At 65.9% G+C, this 15655-nt stretch carries 14 protein-coding genes, 2 tRNA genes and 2 pseudogenes; 6 read left to right on the top strand and 12 right to left on the bottom strand.

Annotated elements, in window-relative coordinates; genetic code table 11:
• Positions 1 to 27 precede the first annotated feature (27 nt).
• The 4 genes from CFP68_RS10245 to CFP68_RS10230 all read left to right on the top strand — a co-directional run bounded on the left by CFP68_RS10245 (position 28) and on the right by CFP68_RS10230 (position 3034).
• Positions 28 to 342 carry a hypothetical protein gene (locus CFP68_RS10245; RefSeq protein WP_241524035.1) on the top strand — a complete coding sequence of 105 codons (315 nt, stop codon included), beginning with the start codon at positions 28 to 30 and terminating at the stop codon, positions 340 to 342.
• Between the two features lie 78 nt (positions 343 to 420).
• Positions 421 to 1707 carry a homoserine dehydrogenase gene (locus CFP68_RS10240; protein ID WP_099826809.1) on the top strand — a complete coding sequence of 429 codons (1287 nt, stop codon included), beginning with the start codon at positions 421 to 423 and terminating at the stop codon, positions 1705 to 1707.
• 89 nt (positions 1708 to 1796) lie between these two features.
• Positions 1797 to 2762: a class II fructose-bisphosphatase gene (gene glpX, locus CFP68_RS10235; RefSeq protein WP_099826808.1), complete on the top strand. Its 966-nt coding sequence runs from the start codon at positions 1797 to 1799 to the stop codon at positions 2760 to 2762.
• Positions 2763 to 2957: 195 nt separating this feature from the next.
• Positions 2958 to 3034: transfer RNA gene (locus CFP68_RS10230), tRNA-Arg, on the top strand.
• A 90-nt stretch (positions 3035 to 3124) separates the two neighbouring features.
• Here the strand turns inward: CFP68_RS10230 and CFP68_RS10225 are convergent.
• The 11 genes and pseudogenes from CFP68_RS10225 to lipB form a co-directional block, all read right to left on the bottom strand.
• A complete protein-coding gene (locus tag CFP68_RS10225) occupies positions 3125 to 3799 on the bottom strand; it encodes a nucleoside/nucleotide kinase family protein (RefSeq protein WP_241524034.1) in 675 nt (224 codons plus the stop codon).
• 2 nt (positions 3800 to 3801) lie between these two features.
• Positions 3802 to 4134 (bottom strand): annotated as a pseudogene (locus tag CFP68_RS10220) (P-loop NTPase family protein); the annotation flags it as partial.
• A 14-nt stretch (positions 4135 to 4148) separates the two neighbouring features.
• Positions 4149 to 4496 (bottom strand): annotated as a pseudogene (locus CFP68_RS10215) (ABC transporter permease subunit); the annotation flags it as partial.
• 231 nt (positions 4497 to 4727) lie between these two features.
• Positions 4728 to 6401: a cytochrome c oxidase subunit I gene (ctaD, locus tag CFP68_RS10210; RefSeq protein WP_099826806.1), complete on the bottom strand. Its 1674-nt coding sequence runs from the start codon at positions 6399 to 6401 to the stop codon at positions 4728 to 4730.
• Between the two features lie 288 nt (positions 6402 to 6689).
• Positions 6690 to 6947, bottom strand: coding sequence for a DUF1289 domain-containing protein (locus CFP68_RS10205; RefSeq protein ID WP_099826805.1), 258 nt, complete (start codon positions 6945 to 6947; stop codon positions 6690 to 6692).
• Between the two features lie 58 nt (positions 6948 to 7005).
• The gene (hemP, locus tag CFP68_RS10200) at positions 7006 to 7167 is read right to left on the bottom strand and encodes a hemin uptake protein HemP (protein ID WP_099826804.1); all 162 of its coding nucleotides are present in this window, start codon (positions 7165 to 7167) and stop codon (positions 7006 to 7008) included.
• Between the two features lie 224 nt (positions 7168 to 7391).
• Positions 7392 to 8432 carry a DUF1513 domain-containing protein gene (locus CFP68_RS10195; RefSeq protein ID WP_099826803.1) on the bottom strand — a complete coding sequence of 347 codons (1041 nt, stop codon included), beginning with the start codon at positions 8430 to 8432 and terminating at the stop codon, positions 7392 to 7394.
• Positions 8432 to 9388 carry an imelysin family protein gene (locus tag CFP68_RS10190; RefSeq protein WP_099826802.1) on the bottom strand — a complete coding sequence of 319 codons (957 nt, stop codon included), beginning with the start codon at positions 9386 to 9388 and terminating at the stop codon, positions 8432 to 8434. The genes CFP68_RS10195 and CFP68_RS10190 overlap by 1 nt, the downstream gene beginning before the upstream one ends.
• The gene (locus CFP68_RS10185) at positions 9385 to 10917 is read right to left on the bottom strand and encodes a di-heme oxidoreductase family protein (RefSeq protein ID WP_099826801.1); all 1533 of its coding nucleotides are present in this window, start codon (positions 10915 to 10917) and stop codon (positions 9385 to 9387) included. The genes CFP68_RS10190 and CFP68_RS10185 overlap by 4 nt, the downstream gene beginning before the upstream one ends.
• A gap of 95 nt (positions 10918 to 11012) precedes the next feature.
• Entirely contained in the window at positions 11013 to 12275 is a 1263-nt protein-coding gene (locus CFP68_RS10180) for an imelysin family protein (protein ID WP_099826800.1), read from the bottom strand.
• Between the two features lie 246 nt (positions 12276 to 12521).
• Complete coding sequence (gene lipB / locus CFP68_RS10175) at positions 12522 to 13178, bottom strand: lipoyl(octanoyl) transferase LipB (protein ID WP_099826799.1); 657 nt, start codon at positions 13176 to 13178, stop codon at positions 12522 to 12524.
• 146 nt (positions 13179 to 13324) lie between these two features.
• Here lipB and CFP68_RS10170 point away from each other — a divergent pair, with 146 nt between their 5' ends.
• A complete protein-coding gene (locus CFP68_RS10170) occupies positions 13325 to 14695 on the top strand; it encodes a peptidoglycan-binding domain-containing protein (protein ID WP_099826798.1) in 1371 nt (456 codons plus the stop codon).
• Between the two features lie 106 nt (positions 14696 to 14801).
• A tRNA-Leu gene (locus tag CFP68_RS10165) sits at positions 14802 to 14888 on the top strand.
• Positions 14889 to 15206: 318 nt separating this feature from the next.
• Here CFP68_RS10165 and CFP68_RS10160 read toward each other — a convergent pair.
• A complete protein-coding gene (locus CFP68_RS10160) occupies positions 15207 to 15653 on the bottom strand; it encodes a YtoQ family protein (protein WP_099826797.1) in 447 nt (148 codons plus the stop codon).
• Positions 15654 to 15655 lie beyond the last annotated feature (2 nt).

Genomic DNA, 15655 nt, shown 5'->3' with positions numbered 1-15655 from the left:
GGTGTCAAAGCCCGCACGCGAGGAACCATGATCCATCCCGTCCGTCTCCTCGTTCTCTCCGCGCTTGTGGCCGGCTGCGCCACGTTCCCCGAGCTTGACACCGCGGAAAGATCCGCCGCGGCGCGGGTGGATTATCCGAAACTGGTGCCGCTGGGCCCGCTGTTGGCGCGGGCCGGATCCGATGACCGGATCGATGCGGCGCTGCCCGATACGCTGGCCGCCCGCGCTGCCGCCCTGCGGGCGCGCGCCGCCCTGTTGCGCGGATCGCCGATCACGGCGGCCGAGCGCACCCGCCTGCGCAACGCGGGGCAACGCAACGCCGCCCGCCTTGCCGGTGGCTGAGCGGGCGCGACCCACGTTGAACGCCCGCGCCAAACCCGCTAGGTCAGGGCGGACCCATCACCATACGGAGCGCGCCCCATGACCACCCCCCTTCGCCTTGGTATCGCGGGGCTCGGCACTGTCGGCACCGGCGTCGTCAAGATCGTCCAGCGGCACGCGGCGGTGTTGCAGGCCCGCACCGGGCGCGCGATCGAGATCACCGCCGTGTCCGCGCGCAGCCGTGACAAGGATCGTGGTGTGCGTCTGAACGGTTACGCCTGGGAGGATGACGCCGTGGCCCTGGCCCGGCGCGATGATGTCGATATCTTCGTCGAACTGGTGGGGGGCGACAGCGGCCCGGCCCATGACGCGGTGGCAGCCGCCATCGCGGCGGGCAAGGACGTGGTCACCGCCAACAAGGCGCTGCTGGCGCACCACGGTCAGGATCTGGCCGAACGGGCCGAGGCGAAGGGCGCCGTGATCCGCTTCGAGGCCGCCGTCGCCGGTGGCATCCCGGTGGTCAAGGCCCTGACCGAAGGGTTGGCCGGAAACGAGATCACGCGCGTCATGGGCGTGATGAACGGCACCTGCAACTACATCCTGACGCGGATGGAAAGCGCGGGTCTGCCCTACGCCGACGTGTTTCAGGAGGCGTCGGACCTGGGATACCTCGAGGCGGATCCGAACCTGGACGTGGGCGGGATCGATGCGGCGCACAAGCTGTCGCTGCTGGCGGCCATCGCCTTCGGCACCCGCGTCGATTTCGGATCGGTCGTCATGGAAGGCATCGGCCGGATCAGCATTGACGATATTCGCCAGGCCGCCGACATGGGCTTCCGCATCAAGCTTCTGGGCGTCGCGCAACTGACCGGGCGGGGGTTGGAGCAGCGCATGACACCCTGCCTCGTGCCATCGGATTCACCGCTGGGACAGCTTGAGGGCGGCACCAACATGGTGGTTCTGGAAGGCGACAGCGTCGGGCAGATCGTGCTGCGCGGGGCCGGTGCGGGCATGGGCCCGACGGCCAGCGCGGTCATGGCCGACGTCATGGACATCGCGCGCGGCATCCGCATATCGACCTTCGGTCAGCCGGCCACGACGCTGAAACCGTCACCCGCCGCCCATTCCGGACCGCCGGCGTCGTTTTACCTTCGGATGCGGTTGCAGGACAAGCCGGGGGCGCTGGCGCGGATCGCCACCGTGCTGGGCGAGGCCGGGATTTCCATCGACCGGATGCGCCAGTACAATCACGCCGAAACCACCGCGCCGGTGCTGATCGTCACCCACAAGGCCACGCGCGATGCGCTGGATCGGGCGATCGACGGCATGGCCGGCACCGGGGTTCTGGTGGGCGATCCGGTGGCGATCCGCATCGAGGACGTCTGAGGGTTGCGACGCTAACAGTCTTGTGTGGGCCGCGCCGCGCGGGTTAGATCGCGCCTGACCGCTCACCTGTCCCGACGCAAGGAAATCCCATGGCCAACCAAACTGAATTTCACGACCGCATGCTGTCCCTCGGGCTGGCGCGGGTGTCGGAGGCGGCGGCGTTGGCATCGGCCAAGCTGATCGGGCGCGGCGACGAGAAGAAGGCGGACCAGGCGGCGGTCAACGCCATGCGCGACCAGCTGAACAAGCTGGACATCGCCGGCACCGTCGTGATCGGCGAGGGCGAGCGTGACGAGGCGCCGATGCTCTATATCGGTGAAGAGGTCGGCACCGGTAACGGTCCCGCCGTCGACATCGCGCTGGATCCGCTGGAAGGCACGACCCTGACAGCCAAGGACATGCCGAACGCCCTGACCGTGATCGCCATGGGCGCACGCCATTCCATGCTGCACGCGCCCGACGTCTATATGGACAAGCTGGCCATCGGTCCCGGCTTCCGGACCGGTGTCGTGACAATGGACATGAGCCCGGCCGAGCGGGTCAGCGCGCTGGCCTCGGCCAAGGGGTGCAGCACCGAGGACATCACCGTCTGCGTTCTGGAACGGGACCGCCACGCCGAGATGATTGCCGAAATCCGCACCACTGGCGCCGCGATCCGGCTGATCACCGACGGCGACGTCGCCGGCATCATCCACTGCGCCGAGGCGGAACGCACCGGCATCGACATGTACATGGGATCGGGCGGCGCGCCCGAAGGCGTGCTGGCCGCCGCCGCGCTGAAATGCATGGGCGGGCAGATGTTTGGCAAGTTGCTGTTCCGCAACGACGATGAAAAGGGCCGTGCGAAAAAGGCCGGGATCACGAACTTCGACCGCGTCTATACCCGTGACGATCTGGTCACCGGCGACGTGATCTTCGCCGCCACCGGCGTCACCGACGGATCGGTCGTGGCCGGGATCAAGCGCGAGCCGGGGTTCCTGACCACCGAGACGATCCTGATGCGCTCGAAAACCGGATCGGTGCGGCGCATGAGCTATCGCAACCCGGTCAGATAGCTCCAGGAACGCGCGCATCCGGCAACCGGGCGCGCGCCCGTTCCATTGCGGCGGTTCCGCTTGCCCAACGGAAGCTGAACGTTTATGTCTCGCGGCGGAACGTTTCACGCGCCCGCGCCGACCAAATCCGCCTGGGTTCCGACCGGGTATTTGACCGTCGCGGGCAGGGCGAAGAATGAACGCGCGACATGGCACGGTCCCGTAGCTCAACTGGATAGAGCACCTGACTTCTAATCAGGATGTTGGGGGTTCGAGTCCTCCCGGGATCGCCACTTTCCCCAGTGGTGACAAATGGCTCCGATAATACGCCGGACCCCCGACGAGGGTGCGCATCACGGACGGTGGTGTGTCCGCTAAGATCTTCAGCACCTGTTGTCTTCGGTATCGTGCGAATCGCCGAGGAAGAGGTCGGCTTCGGCGCTTTCAGTCATGACGGTGCGCGCGTTGGTCAGGTCGTTGCCGCGGGCCCGTGCTTCGGCGGCGGCGGGGGCAAGCCCGTGGTGGCGCCAGCGGGCGATCAGGCGCGCCTCAAGCTCGGCCAGTGGCGGCGCCAGCATGACCGTCAGATCAAAGAGGTTGCTCAACCCGGCCCAGGCCCCCTGGCGCAGAAGCAGATAATTGCCCTCGACCACGACAAGCGGTGTGGCTTCCGGCAAGAACCCGGCGCCGGGAAGCGTGCGATCCTGCGCCCGATCAAAGAGCGGATATCGGATATCGGCATTGCCTTGCCGGACATGCCGCACCAGCGCCACGAAGCCGTCGGCGTCGAAGGTGTCGGGCGCGCCCTTGAGCTGGCGCAGCCCGCGCGCATCCAGCGTTGCGTTGTCGAGGTGGAACCCGTCCATCGGCAACAGCGCCGCCGTGTCGCCTGCCTTGCGGTTGATGCCCTCCACCACGCGCGCCGCGAGGGTCGACTTGCCCGATGCCGGCGGGCCGGCGATGGCGACCACGCGGCGGCGTCCGGCGGCAAGATCCGCCCCCAGTCGACGTTCGATCAGGTCGAGGATGATGGTCGTATCGCGATCGAGATCCCGCATCTTCAGGCGGCCCAGGTCAGGCCGTCGGGCAACAACGCACCGGTCATCAGCGCAACGGTGTCGGACATGCAAACCTCGTCGGGCTTCAGCACGCACAGCCCCCGCCCCAGACGATGACCATGGATCTGGTCGGCGACCTCGAAGACGTGGGACATGTTGTGACTGTTCAGGATGATCGGCACGCCGCGGTCGCGCACGCGCTGGATCAGCTTCAGCACCTTCCCGAGGATCACCATCTTGGAGCCGAAGGCCGGCGCACGGGCCAAGGCTATGCCCTGACGCTCACCCCCGGACATGGTTTTGATCGTCTGCTTAATGTTCTGGATGGTCAGGATGGGTTCGGGGTTCATCACAGGCTGGCCCTCCGGATACGTTTGTCGACGGTGACGGCGGACATGATCAGATCACCGATCAGCAGATAGGTCCACTGGACATCGCCCCCGATGAGACGCAGCCTCAGGGTGAGACGCCCACGATCAGTGCCCCGAAAAGCGTGCCGGCAATGGCACCGCGCCCCGGCCTGCGGCGAGACCGCCCCGATACGCCCGATCAGGGCCCAGCCGGCGAAGGCGCAGATCGGCCCGCCGAGTGCATGGACCGAAATCAGCGTCGCACGCGCGTTGACCCCGGACAGCGCCGCTGCGGCGGGATCGTCGCCCCCGGCATAGACGTGCCGGCCCCATACGGTTTGCGACAGGGGACAGCCCGACGATCGAGGAAGGCAGCTTTGGCGCCGTCTCACGGGCGGTCAGCGCCTCGTTTAGGCATCCAGTTACCGCTGAGGGGCGGGAACGCTGCCAAGCGGCCAAACCTCGACACCTCGACGAAAAACGCCTGCCGAAGGATATTCGGCAGGCGTTCTTTCCGTGACTTGAAACCGGACGCCCAAGTCGAATGTGGCGCCCGGTTTCAGGGGTATGGTCGGCCGTCAATGCTCGTGCCGGATGTCCCAGTCGCTCTGCTTGGGCAGCTGCTCGAACGTGTGCTCGGGCGGCGGCGAGGGCAGGGTCCATTCCAAGGTGTCCGCAAACTCGTTATACGGGTTTGCCGGTGCTGTGCGCGGCTTGGTGAACATCACCCAGAAAATCGCGACGATGAAGAACAGGAACGATGCGAAGGACAGGAAAGCCCCCCAGGACGAAACCAGGTTCCACGTCGCGAAAGCGTCGGGATAGTCGATATAACGACGGGGCATGCCCTGACGACCCAGGAAGTGCTGCGGGAAGAACGTCAGGTTGGCGCCGATGAAGAACGCCCAGAAATGCACCTTGCCGATCCACTCGGGGATGATCTGACCCGACATCTTGGGGAAGTAGAAATAGATCCCCGCGAAGATGGCAAACACCGCGCCCAGCGACATCACATAGTGGAAGTGTGCCACGACATAATAGGTATCGTGATACGCACGGTCGATCCCGGCCTGGGCCAGCACGACGCCGGTCACACCGCCCACGGTGAACAGGAACAGGAAGCCGAACGCCCAGAGCATGGGCACCTTGAATTCGACCGAACCGCCCCACATCGTCGCGATCCAGCTGAAGATCTTGATGCCGGTCGGCACCGCGATCACCATGGTCGCCAGCATGAAATACGACTGCTGCGTCAGCGACATGCCCACCGTGTACATGTGGTGTGCCCAGACGATGAAGCCCAGTGCGCCGATGGCGATCAAGGCCCAGACCATCGGCAGGTAGCCGAAAATCGGCTTGCGCGCGAAGGTGGCGATGACGTGGCTGATGATGCCAAAGCCGGGCAGGATCACGATATACACTTCCGGATGGCCAAAGAACCACAGGATATGCTGATACAACACCGGATCGCCGCCACCCGCGGGATCGAAGAAGGTCGTCCCGAAGTTGCGGTCCGTCAGCAGCATCGTGATCGCGCCGGCGAGAACGGGAAGCGCCAGCAGAATCATCCATGCCGTGACGAAGATCGACCACGAGAACAGCGGCACCTTGAACAGGGTCATGCCGGGGGCACGCATGTTCAGGAAGGTGGTGATCATGTTGATGGCGCCGAGGATCGACGAGGCGCCGGAAACGTGAACCGCGAAGATGGCAAGGTCGGTCGAGAACCCGCCCTCGCGCGTCGAAAGCGGTGCATAGAGCACCCATCCGATGCCCGATCCGGACTGGCCGTTGCCGCCCGGTGCGAACACCGATGCGATCAGCAGGCAGGAACCGGCGACGAACAGCCAGAACGACAGGTTGTTCATCCGCGGGAACGCCATGTCGGGTGCGCCGATCTGCAATGGCATCAGATAGTTGCCGAAACCGCCGAACAGCGCCGGAATAACGACGAAGAACATCATCATCAGGCCGTGGCCGGTGATCAGCACGTTCCACAGGTGCCCGTTGGGCGTGCAGCTTTCCACCGCTGTCGGGAACAGGCGCGCGCCTTCCAGGCACATGTACTGCACGCCCGGATGCATCAGCTCCATCCGCATGTACACGGTGAAGGCGACCGAGATGAAGCCGACGGCGCCGGCGGCGAAGAGGTATAGAATACCGATGTCTTTATGGTTCGTGGACATGAACCAGCGGGTGAAGAAGCCCCGCTCGTCGTGTCCCTCGTGGCCATGAACGGTTGCGTCCGCCATGTAGGTGCCTCCTGGGTTCCCGTAAAATCTGGCTGGCCCGCCGACGCGGAGTCGGCAGGGTCTTCCTAACGTTCTAAAGCCAATCAGGGGGTGGGGCAATGTTGCACCCTGCCGCAGGCAAGGAAAAAATGCGAATGCGCAAAATCCGGCGGTGGATTCGCGAAAAAAGGCGAAGCTTCGAGACGTCCCGGGCGGAACCGATGCAGTGATTGCTTCGCAAGGTGTAACGCGTGCGGTCGTTCCGGTCGCCGCCTTTCGGGCGTTCAGGGCCGACCGTTGCGCAGCAGGTCAGGCCGCGTCGGGCAGGAAATCCATCGGCTGGACGTTCTTCTTTGCAAGCTTGCGACGATAGGCCAGTCGCCAATGATCATAACGGCCCAACTTGTCCTGCTGGGCCGCAAGCATTTCGATGAAAGCCACCCTGTGGGCGTCTTTCTTCAGCGACTTGAACATCGACTTCTGCGCCTTTGTCATCGAACAGCCGATGCAATGGCCGTTTCGCTTGAACTTGCAGACATCGATGCAGGGGCTGGGTGTCTTGGTCATTGGCCTTGCCTTGTTGAACGACGGGGCGTCGCGTCGCCAGACGTGCCCCGTCGCGCGCCTACTTGGTCAGGATCAGCTTGCCCGCGCGGGTGATGCGCAACCAGTATGTCTTGTCGTCCAATTCGATGCGGGCCTGAACACCGGCACCGATCAGGTCGCGCGCGTCGTGTTTCGGCGGTGTCGCGACCTCGGGTTGCTCTGGTGTCATGGTGCGGCGCATGGCGGGCGCGAGGGCGGCGGCGGGTGGCATGTTCAGACCTCCATATCCATTTGTCCGGGCTGCCCGTTACGGGTTGGCTGGGCGTTTGATGGGTGGAGTTTCTTTATTCCGACAGAAAGAGTCAAGATAATTTCGGCCCGATTGACGGACCTGTTATCGCGGCTGGATTGTGCGCCGGGGCGATCCGATCCCGATGTGCGGGGGATTCGGCGCCAGCCACTCAGTCACACCGCCAGGGCGACCAGGTGGTTGTCCCAGGCCACGGGGTGCTTTCGTGCGCCGTGATCGGTCAGGACGCCGCCGGTGCCATCCGTGAACGCCAGCCCCGAGCGGGTCATCGCCACACCGCAGATATCGGGCCGGTGCAGCGTTTCGAACGTGTCGTCGGTCAGGATCGCGGCGCGGTTTCCGCGTGGTGCGGTGATCGCGATCCGCCGCCCCGTGCCGGCCCATGCGACCGATCCGACATACCCGCGGCACACCCCGGACATCTCGGCGCCGAAGGTTCGCAACAGACGGCCGCGCCGGTGCACAGCCAGCAAGGCCACCGGAGCGTCGGGGTCGCGCTGAGATTGCAGGCCCATGGCGATGGTGCCGTCGGGATGGGCCGCGATATGGCGGATCGACAGTTTCGGGTCGGACAATTCGACCGTTTCGATCACCTGCCCGGCCCGGATATATGTCAGGTTCGGGCGTATGGTATCGATGTTCAGCTTTTCGCGCCCGCTGTCGGGGTGGGTTCTGATCCCGCCGTTGGCCACCACCAAGGTGTCGTCCGACAGGCGGATGATCTCGTGCGGGCCGATCCCGCCCGATGGAATTTCATCCAGTCGGGCGTATCCGGCGCGCACATCCCAGAACCCGATGCGCCCATCGCCGGTCGCGAAATCGTTCTCGGTGGTGGCCAGGATGCGCCCGTCGTCGATGAACACGCCGTGACCGTAGAAGTGCCGCCCCTCGGGCGCCGAAAGCCGGTGCAGAACCTGGCCCGAAGCGCAGTCGATCACCAGGGCGAAGGTGCCGGGGCGGCGGGCAAAGGCCACGGCCTCGGCGCGGTGGGGATGTGCCGCTGCCGCATGTCCGCGTTGGGGCAGCGGGACGCGGAACGTGAGGGCACCGGTGTCATCCAGGCCGAACAGGGCGAAATCCCCGTCGGCTTCGCGGGCGGCGGCCAGGAACGCCGGTTTGCCCAGATCGGCCCAGGTCGGTGTCGGAACCGCCGCGGCGGCCCCTCCGGCGACGAGAAAGCGGCGGCGTGACAGCATCAGTCGCCATCCGCGGAATTGAAGCCGGCCGAGACGCCCAGGGCGGCGCCGATTTCGGTTGCGGCGATGTTGCGGGCCTCGCGCACGGCGGTCTGGAGCGTTTCGACGCGAAAGCGCGCCTGCGGATCGGCGACACCGGCAAACACCGGATCGTCCAGATCCTCGGTGGTGGCAATGGCGCGATCCAGCGCCTCCAGCGTCCGGGGCGCATCGGCCAAGGTTGCCGCAAGCTCGCGCAGCGAGACAAGGGCGGCCTGCACGCTGTCCAGCGACAGCCCCGACCGGCGGTATTCGGCGCGCGCCGGGCGCGGATCGTCGAACGTGCCCAGGGGGCGCCCCAGGCGGGTATCGGCCGTGTATTCAAGCCCGGCAAGAAGCGCGGTGAACAGGGCGGCCGCCGCCTCGCTTTCCGTCAGGAACCGGGTGTTGCCGGGGCCGCCGGGGGTGCGCATCATGTCGGCAAAGCCGTCGTGCCAACCGTCGCGGATGGCCGCCGCCGTCGCGGCAAGATCATCGCTCAACGCCAGGGTCAGCGCGCAGGGTTGTGCGTCGTCCTCGTGGATGAGACGCTCAAGCGCGCCAAGGCCCCGCGCCGCGACCGAAGCGCGCGCAATGGCGTCGGGCGTCCATGCGTCGGCACCCTGTTGCATCAGCAGGCGCAGGCCGCGGCCCGTCGAATCGCGTTCGTCGGGCCAGAACAGGATCGCGCGCGCGCGCCCGTTTTCCTCGGCGGGGCCAAGGGTCAGGTGCGACGCGGCCGACCACGCCAGCGCCGCATCGTCGAAGGCGGCGCGCAACTGGCCCGCGTCGCAGGGCGTGTCGGCCAGGGCGCGGGTTTCGGCGGCCAGATCGTCGATTCGGGGCAGGACATGGCGGTCCAGCGCGGCATCCACATCCGCCACGGCAGGCGAGGTCAGAACGGCAACGGCACAGGGCAGGATCGCGAACAGCTTCATAGGGACTCCAGGAAGGCGATGATGGCGGCGCGGTTCTCGGCGTTCAGCGCGGCGAAATGGTCGCGGGCGGCCTGGGCTTCGCCGCCGTGCCACAGGATGGCTTCGCTCAGCGATCGGGCCCGCCCGTCGTGCAGGAACTGTCGGTGTCCCGAAACCTCTTGCGTCAATCCAATCCCCCACAGCGGTGCCGTGCGCCATTCGGACCCGTCCGCCTGTCCGGCGGGCAAGCCATCGGCCAGACCCGGTCCCATGTCGTGCAACAGGAAATCGGAATAGGGCCACACAAGTTGAAAACTGTCCTCGGCGCGGGTTTCGTCAAGGCGGTGGGTCACGAATTTCGGCACATGGCAGGCGGTGCAGCGCGCTTCGTAAAACAGCTGCTTGCCGCGCAGCACCTGCGGATCGTCCACCGCGTCGCGCCGCGGCACCGCAAGGTTGCGTGTGTAGAACGTCACGAGGTCAAGGCTCTGCTGCGAGACCTCGAAACCGCCCTGTTCGTCGTCCATGCCGTGTGGGGCATCGCGACAGCCGGCCTGGGCCGGCGTGCAATCGCCCGCCGGATCGGGACGCAGGGGCGAGGCCAGGCCGATATCGGCGTTGAACGCATCGGCGGCCTGCTGACGCAGGGTCGGGGTGGTGGCACGCACACCGAAACGGCCCAGCATTTCGGCCTGATATTCGGGCGACCACACAAGGTGCGCGCGCCCGGATATGCCGTCGCCGTCTTCATCGTCGGGGTCGGCGTGGGCCAGGATGTCGTCGGCGGGAATTGCCTCGACCAGGCCGAGGCCGATCATCTGCGGCGCGACGCGCGGGCTGATCCGGGTCGCCGGGTCCATCGGACCGTGACCCAGATCGCGCAGCGTCCAGTGGGGCCGGCGCAGCGTGACGCGCTCGCCACCGGGCAGATCGACGGTCTCGGCCTCGATCCATTCGACGCTGACCTGTCCTTCCGCCGCCACCCCGGGAATCGCGTTGTCGGAGAATTGATGGCCATAGACCGGATCGGGATCCGCGCCGAGATAGCGTTCCAGATCGGCGCGCGTTGCCGGATCGGACATCAGCGGAATGCCCAGCCGCACCACCAGCGATCCGGCATCGTCGTCGGGGCCGGCCGGGGCGTGGCCGCGCCCATCCTTGATGTGGCAATCCTGGCACGAGCGGGTGTTGAACATCGGCCCCAGCCCGTCCGACGCGATGGTCGAGGCGGGCGCCGTCACCCACAACCGTTCGAACAAACCGTTGCCGACGGAAAATTCGGCGCCCTGTGCAAAGCTGAGGTTGGATTTCGGCAGGCTGAAGGCCTGTGCGTCACTGCGCCGCCGCACCGTGCCGGCGCCGCCCTGGTTCGCCTCGAACGGTTCGGGCGCGGCGAAATCGGTCGTGGGTGCGGTGACGGTCGCGATCCGGGCGGCTTCGGCCGGGGTGCGCGGCACGACATCCAGGTGCCGTTCGCCGATCTGCGGCGCCTGCGCAAGAGCCGGCGCAGCCCCCATCAGGGCAGCAATGGCAAAGGGGAGGTATCTCATCGGGGGGCTCCATCCATCGGGGCGGCGCGACCGTATCGCGCCGCCCGGACAATCATGCAACGGATCGGGGGCGCGAAAAGCGCGCCCTGCCGCGGTTATTCGAACACGGCGTTCGGGTCATCCAGGCTGTCCGATCCTTCAAAGGCGATCTGATCGCGGCCCAGCGTGTTCACCGCCCGCTCGATCTCGCGGGTTTGCGCGATCAACCCGTCGATCGCCGCCTGAATCAGCGCACCGCCCGCTTCGTTTGCCGGGTCCAGCATCATGTCGTAATGGAATCCGGTTTCGGCCACGACTTTCATCTCGGTCATCCTGAATTGCGTGTGGTCCAGCGCGGCCCCCAGGGCGTCGGCCACGGCCGGGTCGGTTTCGGCAATCAGATCGCGCAGGCTGGCGCCCGATGTCACCTCGCCGCCAAGTCCGACGTATCGGCCGTTGAACACGTTGCGGATGCCCAGCGCGTCATAGAAGTGGTCATTGTGGGTGTTGTCCGAGAAGCACGAGTGTTCTTCCTCGGGATCGTTCAGCAACAGGCCCAGCTGCATCCGCTCGCCGGCCTGTTCGCCATACGACAGGCTGCCCATCCCGGTGAGGATCCGGCCGACGCCGTCGGAATCTTCCAGCACGGCCTGGCGCGCTTCGCCCCCGGTGGCCCAGGCCGACGCCATGTATTCCAGATCGGACACCAGAAGATCGGCCGCCGCGACAAGATAGGCGCCGCGCCGGTCGCAGTTGTCGTTGGTGCAGGCGTCGCCGGACGCATAATCGGTCCACGGACGCTGACCGGCTGTCGAATCATAGGCGCCGATGTCCTGGCCCCAGAGCAGGAATTCGATGGCGTGATAGCCGGTGGCGACGTTGGCCTCGGCGCCGCCCGCTTCGTGCAGCGTTTCGGCCAGCAGTTCGGGCGTGATCCGAGTGGCATCGATCTGTTTGCCCGACAGTGTGAAGGTGGGATTGGCGATGACGTTCAGGTTGGCCGCCGGATTGTTATCGTAAGCTTGTGTCGGCGCGGTGCCTGCGGCGTCGACGTAATCGATCAACCCTTCGTCCAGGGGCCAGGCGTTCACCCGGCCCTCCCAGTCGTCAACGATGGGGTTGCCGAAGCGGTAAACCTCGGTCTGCTGATAGGGCACACGCGCCTGAAGCCATGCCGTGCGCGCGGCCTGCAGCCCCTCGGCCGAAGGGTCGTTGACAAAGGCGGTCACGGTGTCGCGCAGATGTTTCGCGGTCGTCAGACTGTCGCCATAGGCGGCGGCGGCGATGTCGGTATAGGTCGCCAGCACATCCGCCTCTTCGACGGCAAATGCCGGCGTGGCCAAGAGGGCGCAAAGCGCGGTGGCAGTCAGTTTGTTCATGATCCGTGTCTCTCTGTCGGTTCTGGTGCATGGCGTGCGGGCGGTCGGTCAGGCGGATCGGCCGTGGCCGGCCGATGCCATTCTGCGGCACGGCTTTATAGGTGACAAAATTACTATGGTAATACAACCCGGTTTTTCACGACGCAGAAAATCCGCCGCCAGCCGGGCGCGTGACCGCACGCAACCGGGGCGCGCCCGGGCGCGGTGTGGGGGTGAGACAGGGACGGGATCGACGATCGGTCGGTATCAGCCGGACTGGCCGAAAACCTCGTCGAACCCGCGTTTTAGCGCCAGATCAAGATCGTTCATCGTCACCGGCAGGCCCAGGTCGACCAGGCTGGTCACGCCGTGGTCGCGGATGCCGCAGGGCACGATGCCGTCGAAATGCGACAGATCGGGTTCGACATTGATGGAAATGCCATGAAAGCTGATCCATTTGCGCAACCTGATGCCGATGGCCGCGATCTTGTCCTCGCGCAGGGCGCCGTCGGGGCTGCGGGCTTTTTCGGGCCGCTCGACCCAGACGCCAACCCGGCCCTCGCGGATCTGGCCGGTCACGTTGAACTCGGCCAGCGCGGCGATCACCCAGGTCTCGAGTTGTTTGACGAAACGGCGCACATCGCGCCCCCGCGCCCCCACGTCCAGCATCACATAGGCGACGCGCTGGCCCGGGCCGTGATAGGTGTATTGGCCGCCGCGCCGCGCCTCGTAGACCGGAAAGCGGTCGGGATCGGTCAGGTCGGCAGGATCGGCGCTGGTTCCGGCGGTATAGAGCGGCGGGTGTTCCAGCAGCCAGACCGTTTCAGGGGCCGTTCCGGCGTGGATGCCTTCTACGATCTGCTCCATCCGGCTGAGCGCCTCGGGATAGGCAACAGGGGTGTCGGTGGTGATCCATTCGACCATGGGGCTGTATTTCCTGCACAAGCTCAGACAGTTGGCTCAATTCGAGGGGAGATTCCGCTATATCGCCTTTTTTCCGGCTACGCCACAAAGCGATTCCCGTGCTAGTCTGTTGACACATCAACGCCTTGTATTCAGCGGAGCGCACCATGTTTCAGAAAATCCTTTTGTCCACCGCACTCGTTTCATCCCTCGCTCTTGTCCCGCCAAGCCGGGCCATGGCCGGAAATGATTTCGCCGCCGGCCTGATCCTCGGTGCCATCGGCGGCGCCGTCACCAACCAGGCGGTGCGCAACAGCCAGCGCCAGAAGGTCTATGTCAAGCGCAAGTCCACGAAAACCTATCGCAAGGCGGCCCCGCGGATCCCGGCCACGGCGGAGGGCCGCCAAATCCAGTCGTCGCTGAACTACTTCGGGTTCGATGCGGGGGCGGTCGACGGCCAGTTGGGGCGCAAATCGCGCAACGCCGTGTCGCAGTATCAGGCGTATCTGGGGTATCCGGTGACCGGTCATCTCTCCAGCTTTGAACAGGATCTGCTGGTATCATCCTACAACCGCGCCCAGGCCGGCGGGTTCGCAACACAGCAACAGGTCGCCGCGACACCCGATGGCGTGCGGGGCCTGTTGAAAACCTATCGCGCCGAAATGGCAGGCACCACGACCGTCGCAGCCGCGCCGCACACGACCGTCGCCGTCGCCCCGGTCGCACCCCCTGCTGCCACCACCACCGCACAACCCACCCTGACCACCACCACGACGACGGTCACGGCGCTGGGCGCGAGCGCGGCCAACGCCACCGAACCGGGCGGGCTGACCAATCTTTTCGGTGATACGGGGTCCGCCAAGGCCTCGCTTGCGTCGCACTGCAACACCGTCAGCCTGCTGACCAGCACCAACGGCGGCTTCACCACACTCGCCACCATGACCGATCCGAACGTCGCGCTGAATGAACAGTTCTGCCTGGCGCGCACATACGCGATCGCGGACGGCGAACAGCTGGCCCAGGGGCTGACGGCGACCCAGGACCAGATCGCACAGCATTGCGCCGTCTACGGCGAACAGATGCGCCCCCATGTCGCCGCGCTTGCGGTCAAGGATCGCGACGCGGTCGTGCGCGATGTGTCGGCGTTCGTGCTGGGCACCGGCATCTCGACCCAGGATCTGGCCGCGACCGCCAAGGTCTGTCTGTCGGTCGGATACCGGGTGGATGATCTGGACCAGGCCATCGGCTCGGCGCTGATCCTGGTCAGCCTGGGGCAGGCCGGCTATGGCGAGCTGATGGGCCATCACCTGGCCCAGGGGTTCGGAACGGCACGCCGCGATGACCTGGCGGTATCGTGGTATGAAACCGGCCTCAAGGGGGCCGCGACCAACGCGGTTTTCGCGCCGGGCCAGCCGGAACGCACCGAGCTTTTGCGCCAGGCCTCGGCACGGCTCGGGGCTGACGATGCGATGGCGACGCCGGCCAGCCCCGCAGCGCAGAAGGCCGCGACACTGCCGACCTTTGTCAGCAATCCCTGAGGCTGGCGCCGCGGCGCCACGTTGCGATGCAGAACGTGGCGCCGCGGGAAATTAGGGGCTTCACATCGCAGCGAGCCTGATCTAAAGACCGCCATGCCCGAACAGTGCGGTCGTGGCGGAATTGGTAGACGCGCAGCGTTGAGGTCGCTGTTCCTTAACCGGAGTGGAAGTTCGAGTCTTCTCGACCGCACCAACTTTACCCCCTTGAGCCCAGTAAAAGCTGTTGGCGATCGCGCGGGTTTTCTGGTCGTTCTCAAAACCTGCAAGACCGGACGCCCGAGAGCGTTGGTGTAAATTGCCACGGATTGCGGTGATGGGGACCGGGCGACCCGGCGCCCGGCGTTCGGGGTCGCCTTTGGCGCATCGACGATCGGGATCTGCCTTGTCAAAGACGCGCTGGCCCGCGGTCTGGTCGGCACCATCATGCGCACGCGCCAAAAGTAGGCACCCTGCCATGTTGCACCGGACCCGGCGCCCGGCGGGGAAGGGGCGCCCCGCCCCCCGGCCCGTGTCAGCCAGGCAATTCGCCGGTCAGCACATAGCGCAGGATCTGTGCCACCTGCCGCGGGTCCTCGCAGACGGCAAGGGCCGCGGCATCGACTTCTTTCAGGGGGTGGGCGTGGTCGGGACCGTGGACCACGATCAGCGATTTGCCCAGCGCCGCAGCATAGCCCGCGTCGAAGGCCGCATTCCACTGCTTGTATTGATCGCCGAAGCGCACGACCACGACATCGGCCTGTTCGATGCCCCGCCGGGTGCGGATCGCGTTGATCTGGGCCCCCTTGCGGTCATGCCAGAACTTCTTGTCCTCGGCGCCCAGGATCGCCACGCCGCAATCGTCGCTGGCCGCATGATCGGTCACGGGCGCGTCGAACTGCACGTCCAGCCCTTCGGCGGCGGCAACGATCTGTTCGCGCCAGTCGGTATGGATTTCGCCCGAGAGATAAACCTTCAACATCG

Origin of the sequence: Oceaniglobus indicus (assembly GCF_002751875.1) — a bacterium.
Taxonomy (GTDB): Bacteria; Pseudomonadota; Alphaproteobacteria; order Rhodobacterales; family Rhodobacteraceae; genus Oceaniglobus; species Oceaniglobus indicus.
The sequence above is the reverse complement of the archived record's forward strand: the minus strand, read 5'-3'. Positions and strand labels throughout refer to the sequence as shown.

Coding starts and splice junctions, on each gene's coding strand:
- CFP68_RS10245 (WP_241524035.1), top strand. CDS start 28: ATGATCCATCCCGTCCGTCTCCTCGTTCTCTCCGCGCTTGTGGCCGGC.
- CFP68_RS10240 (WP_099826809.1), top strand. CDS start 421: ATGACCACCCCCCTTCGCCTTGGTATCGCGGGGCTCGGCACTGTCGGC.
- glpX (WP_099826808.1), top strand. CDS start 1,797: ATGGCCAACCAAACTGAATTTCACGACCGCATGCTGTCCCTCGGGCTG.
- CFP68_RS10225 (WP_241524034.1), bottom strand. CDS start 3,799: ATGCGGGATCTCGATCGCGATACGACCATCATCCTCGACCTGATCGAA.
- ctaD (WP_099826806.1), bottom strand. CDS start 6,401: ATGGCGGACGCAACCGTTCATGGCCACGAGGGACACGACGAGCGGGGC.
- CFP68_RS10205 (WP_099826805.1), bottom strand. CDS start 6,947: ATGACCAAGACACCCAGCCCCTGCATCGATGTCTGCAAGTTCAAGCGA.
- hemP (WP_099826804.1), bottom strand. CDS start 7,167: ATGCGCCGCACCATGACACCAGAGCAACCCGAGGTCGCGACACCGCCG.
- CFP68_RS10195 (WP_099826803.1), bottom strand. CDS start 8,432: ATGCTGTCACGCCGCCGCTTTCTCGTCGCCGGAGGGGCCGCCGCGGCG.
- CFP68_RS10190 (WP_099826802.1), bottom strand. CDS start 9,388: ATGAAGCTGTTCGCGATCCTGCCCTGTGCCGTTGCCGTTCTGACCTCG.
- CFP68_RS10185 (WP_099826801.1), bottom strand. CDS start 10,917: ATGAGATACCTCCCCTTTGCCATTGCTGCCCTGATGGGGGCTGCGCCG.
- CFP68_RS10180 (WP_099826800.1), bottom strand. CDS start 12,275: ATGAACAAACTGACTGCCACCGCGCTTTGCGCCCTCTTGGCCACGCCG.
- lipB (WP_099826799.1), bottom strand. CDS start 13,178: ATGGTCGAATGGATCACCACCGACACCCCTGTTGCCTATCCCGAGGCG.
- CFP68_RS10170 (WP_099826798.1), top strand. CDS start 13,325: ATGTTTCAGAAAATCCTTTTGTCCACCGCACTCGTTTCATCCCTCGCT.
- CFP68_RS10160 (WP_099826797.1), bottom strand. CDS start 15,653: ATGTTGAAGGTTTATCTCTCGGGCGAAATCCATACCGACTGGCGCGAA.